Annotated in this window: 4 protein-coding genes; 2 read left to right on the forward strand and 2 right to left on the reverse strand. The window is 66.6% G+C overall.

The window, feature by feature from the left end:
* Positions 1–143: 143 nt before the first annotated feature.
* Positions 144–455 carry a cyclic nucleotide-binding domain-containing protein gene (locus tag GA0115259_RS03250; RefSeq protein WP_093590537.1) on the reverse strand — a complete coding sequence of 104 codons (312 nt, stop codon included), beginning with the start codon at positions 453–455 and terminating at the stop codon, positions 144–146.
* Positions 452–904, reverse strand: a complete 453-nt coding sequence (locus GA0115259_RS03255; protein WP_093590540.1) for a MarR family transcriptional regulator — start codon at positions 902–904, stop codon at positions 452–454. The genes GA0115259_RS03250 and GA0115259_RS03255 overlap by 4 nt, the downstream gene beginning before the upstream one ends.
* A 1,281-nt stretch (positions 905–2,185) precedes the next feature.
* Between GA0115259_RS03255 and GA0115259_RS03260 the strand changes: the two genes are divergently transcribed.
* Positions 2,186–2,437, forward strand: coding sequence for a hypothetical protein (locus GA0115259_RS03260; protein ID WP_093590543.1), 252 nt, complete (start codon positions 2,186–2,188; stop codon positions 2,435–2,437).
* 3 nt (positions 2,438–2,440) lie between these two features.
* Positions 2,441–2,818 (forward strand): toxin Doc, encoded by a 378-nt coding sequence (locus GA0115259_RS03265; protein WP_093590546.1) that lies wholly within the window; start codon positions 2,441–2,443, stop codon positions 2,816–2,818.
* The last annotated feature ends 120 nt before the right edge of the window (positions 2,819–2,938 follow it).

A 2,938-nucleotide genomic window follows, 5' to 3' on the forward strand; every position in this document is an offset into this window, starting at 1 on the left:
CCCAGCCGGGCGAGCGTGGCGGGAAGCTCGGCCGCCGGCTGATGACGAGGGCGCGGGCAGCTCATGTACGTGAGGTCAATGAGTACCGATCTCCACATCGGTACTCATTGACCTCACGTACATGAGCTCTGGTTCTGGAGCGTTCAGGTCGCGCGGCGCAGGGGTACGACAACGTCCTCGCCGGTGCTCTTCGCACTGAGCCGGTAGTAGCTGATGTGCGCGAGCCGCTCGGACTCGTCGAGCCATCCGGCCTCCACGACCTGGCGGCGGGTGCGGGAGAACACGGTCGGAGACATGCCGACGAGTTTCGCGAGGTTGGCGCCGGTCTCGATGACCGCGCCGGCGCGGTCGGTGGGGTGCATCGCGTAGAGCATGACGACCAGGCGCTGGTTGGCGGTCATGCCGGCGGTGCGCTGGAGGAGGTCCAGGAGCTTCCGCTTGTCGTCGTTGTTCACTGGGCCTCCCACCACAGAGGGGTTTTGTTGTCGAAGCCGGGGATATCCGGCGGGTTGCACGTCTTGATCGCTTCCCGTTGCTCGATCCCAGTCCCGTGAAAGGCAATGTACGGGCTGATCCGGTAGAGCCTGTAGTTACCGATCCGCCCGCGCTCGACCAGAATGCGCAGCTTGAGCAGCTTCCGGTTGATCTTGCCGACCGCGTCGGCCGTCATGCCGACTTTCTTGGCAATGTCCGCACCGGTCGCCCTCAAAGGTGCCATGCCCTGGGGAGAGACGCCGATCCACCACAGCACCAGGTACTTCTGGCTCGGGGTGAATTCCCTGCTCTCGGTGATCGCTGCGACTCTCGCCTTGTCGACCTGGATGTGCTCGCCAGAAAAGGCATAGGGCGCATACGGGATGGATTCGCCCGTGTCGGCGTCGACGAGTCTGCGTACTGCTCCCAACGGGCCCTCCGTGCCTGGGCATTGACTCAACGTAGATGAACGGCGGCCGTCAGACCGACCAGATGAACCTAACGTACATGAGCACGGAGTCCATGAACTCCGCCTCCAGGGCGTGTCACTCGACCTGGCATCGATCCATCACTCCGGTCACCCGGCTGGAGCAGCACCCACTGATGAACGTGACATCAATGTGGCCAGATCCTCCAGCAGTGGTCACGGTTCTCAAGGCATGGGCACCAGGTCTTCGTGAGCTGTCTGCCCTGCTCCTGAGAACCGGGTACGTGACGGTGAGATCTGGGTGCCAGTTCGTCAGGTCTTGGTACCAAGACGCGTTTTCGCAGGTCAGGACGCCTTAGCTCCTGCGCTCTCTCTAGTAGTCAAGCCAGGCTGTTACCTGCGGCGTTCCTTCCCACACGCCGTGCCCCGAGGCCAGCCGCGCGCAGCGCCGCTCGCCATCACCCTTGGTGCGTTCGCTTCCGTACCCCTCACACCCGGGCGACAAAATCCCTCGCCCACCCATCCGTCCTCAGCCGACGAAAGCACGCCACGACGCGCCCGCAGCCAACGAAGTACCCGCCACGTGTGCCTCCGTCAGCCCGCCCCGACCTCGGCCACGACTTTCGCCTACGGCTCCAGCGGCCTGCGGTCGCACGACTACCTGCGGGCCCCGTCGGTACACCGGAGGCCCCTGGGGCCGAGGATGTACCGACCCGTGGGCGGAGAGAGCGGCAACCGACGAGGAATCGTCGGAGCGACTGACCCCGGACATAGGAGGCATCCCGGAACAGCGCCCCGCTCTCCCGCCGCCACGGCAGGATTGTGGAGCCGGCCGGCAATGAGGCGAGCCATCAGGAGCGCGACCGCGTGGCGGCCGAGACGCTGCTCGCCAAGCACTGGGCGGACGCGGGGGTACAGGCGGCCTGCATCAATGTGGTCGGCGAGGTAGATCACGACGCCTTGCCCAACACCGCCCGGGCCCGACGGAGAACCCGCCGGACCAGAACCAGAGGCTCCGCCTCCCTCCCGGCCCCGCCGCCTCGGCCCCCGCTGTACCCGTCGGCCCCGGCTTCCCGCCGCGCCTCAGCTTCGGGTGGATCCATACCAGCGGGAGCCCCTCGGCCGCCCTGCACCTCAGATCATTCCGGGTCCCCCGCCAGGGGGTTGACCCACCGTGAATCACCGGGCGCCACCGACCCCGCCCACGACCCACCCGGTACCGGGATAGAGGCGCCCTGACGTGCTGTTATTGAGTTACTGGTACCTCGACGGTAGCCTGTGCGTATGCCAGCACTCAACGTAGAATTCTCCGATGCGGAACTCGAAGAGCTCAGGGCGATCGCCCAGGAGCGGGGCATGCCGATGAAGGCGTTCGTGCGTGCTTCAACGGGGGACGCGATCGCCCATCACCGAGCCCTCAGAGAAGGCGCCGAAATGTTCAGGAAGGTCTTCGCCGATCCCGATCTGGCTGACGCCATCGCCGCAGCAGGCATCGATGACGGTCCGGTACCCAGCACGGCGAGCAGGGCTGCCTGAGTAATGCCGCCCCTGATCCATGTCGACGTGCGCTGGCTGCTCCAGCAGCACGAGACAGCACTACCCGATCAACCGGTCATCACTGATTTCTCGGCACTGGTGGCTGCCGTCGCCCGGCACCGCGTCGACCCGCCCCGCCTCGGCATCGACTCCGACGCTTCCTGGCGGGCCGCCGCGCTGCTGCACACCCTGCTGACGCTGCGGCCACTGCCCGCCCTGAACGTGCGCTACGCCTGCGCGATCACCATCGCCTACATGCACGCCAGCGGCGAAGGCATCGACGTCCCCTACGGCGAACTCATCGAACTCTGCACCGACCTGCTCACCGTCAAGGACGATGTCTTCAGCGCCGCCGACAAGCTCCGCTCCTGGCGCGTCTGACCCTGCACTACCCCAGCGGGGGCGCTGACCACAAAGCCCTACCACCAGGCCCCAGCACAGCCACCCGGCGGCCGGCGGACGTCGAGGGCGTACAGCTCGAGGCGGGCGGCGGCCCGGCGG

It is taken from the genome of Streptomyces sp. MnatMP-M17, assembly GCF_900091995.1.
In the GTDB taxonomy this organism is placed as follows: Bacteria; Actinomycetota; Actinomycetes; order Streptomycetales; family Streptomycetaceae; genus Streptomyces.

What these genes read in the sequence shown, in the direction of transcription:
- GA0115259_RS03265 (WP_093590546.1), top strand. Translation starts at nt 2,441, where the DNA reads ATGCCGCCCCTGATCCATGTCGACGTGCGCTGGCTGCTCCAGCAGCAC.
- GA0115259_RS03260 (WP_093590543.1), top strand. Translation starts at nt 2,186, where the DNA reads ATGCCAGCACTCAACGTAGAATTCTCCGATGCGGAACTCGAAGAGCTC.